Here is a 1,335-nt window from a genome sequence, read left to right on the forward strand (position 1 = left end):
CGTGATGGTCGGTGACTCGGTGTGGGACGTGGAGGCGGCGAGACGAGCCGGGATGCCGGCGATCGCCGTCCGCTCCGGCGGCTTCGGGGACGACGAGCTCAAGGAGGCCGGCGCCATCGCCATCTACGACACCCCCGCCGACCTCCTGAAGGCGCTGGACGACAGCCCGCTCGCCTGACACCCGCGATGGTCGACCCGGTACCGCGGATCAGCCCGATCCCGACGGCCTACCTGCAAGTGGCTCGCAACGACCCGTCAGCCGACCGCGAACGCTTCGTCCTGTCGACGGGGAGGGTCGTCATGCGCCGACGAGGTCGCGGAACGGGCGAAGTGGGGTGGGTGGCAGGATTGCTCGGGTGTCGGGTAGCAGCAGTGATGTCGAGAAGGCGGCCGGTGTGCTGCGAGTCGGGGGCCTGGTGGCCTTCCCGACCGAAACCGTCTACGGCCTGGGCGCCAGTGCCGAGGACCCGGCTGCGGTCGCGCGCGTCTTCCAGGTCAAGGGACGCCCGCCCTCCCACCCGCTGATCGTCCACGTCGCCGGCGTGGAGCACCTGGACGGCTGGGTCGAGGACGTCCCCGCGACCGCGCGCCTGCTGGCCGAGCGCTTCTGGCCAGGGCCGTTGACACTGGTCCTGCGGCGCGGTCGTCGGGTGCCCCTCGAAGCGACGGGTGGGTTGGAGACGGTGGCCGTGCGCGTGCCCGACCACCCGGTGGCGCTCGCGCTGCTGTCGGCCTTCGGGGGCGGTGTGGCGGCCCCGTCGGCCAATCGCTTCGGTTCGGTCAGCCCCACGACGGCGGACCACGTCCGTGCGGAGCTGGGTGACGCCGTCGACTTCGTGCTGGACGGCGGCCCGTGCGAGGTGGGCGTCGAGTCGACCATCGTCGACGCCACGGGCGACGTCCCGAGCGTCCTGCGGCCTGGCGGGGTGACGCGCGAGGACCTCGAAGCGGTGCTGGGGCACCCGCTCGCGGTCCACTCGACGAGCCGCGTCCGGGTGCCGGGACAGCACCCGTCGCACTACGCGCCGCGGGCGCGGGTCGTCCTCGTCGAGCCCGAGAAGGTCGCCGTCGAAGCGGAGCTGGCGCAGGAGCTGGGACACCGGGTGGGCGTTCTCCTTCCCCCGTCCTCCGCGAGTGCCCCGGTGGAGGCGCACGCCGTGGTGGCGGTCCCGGTCTCGACGGCCGCCTACGCGCGCGGGCTGTACGGGTTCCTGCGCGAGCTCGACCAGCGGGGGTGCGACCTCATCGTCGCGTCCCTGCCGGTGGAGGAGGGGCTGGGCTTGGCGATCGCCAACCGACTCCGCCGCGCCGCGGGCCCCCGACCCACCGGCGACG

The 1,335-nt window shown here is 73.8% G+C and carries 2 protein-coding genes; both read left to right on the forward strand.

Going from position 1 to position 1,335, the window contains the following annotated elements:
* The first annotated feature begins 4 nt into the window (after positions 1 to 4).
* Complete coding sequence (locus AB0G02_RS40570) at positions 5 to 178, forward strand: HAD hydrolase-like protein (protein ID WP_360805970.1); 174 nt, start codon at positions 5 to 7, stop codon at positions 176 to 178.
* Between the two features lie 217 nt (positions 179 to 395).
* Positions 396 to 1,335: L-threonylcarbamoyladenylate synthase (locus AB0G02_RS40575; RefSeq protein WP_360805967.1), on the forward strand; the 940-nt coding region annotated here is incomplete at its 3' end.

Origin of the sequence: Actinosynnema sp. NPDC023658 (assembly GCF_040639995.1) — a bacterium.
Lineage (GTDB): Bacteria > Actinomycetota > Actinomycetes > Mycobacteriales > Pseudonocardiaceae > Actinosynnema.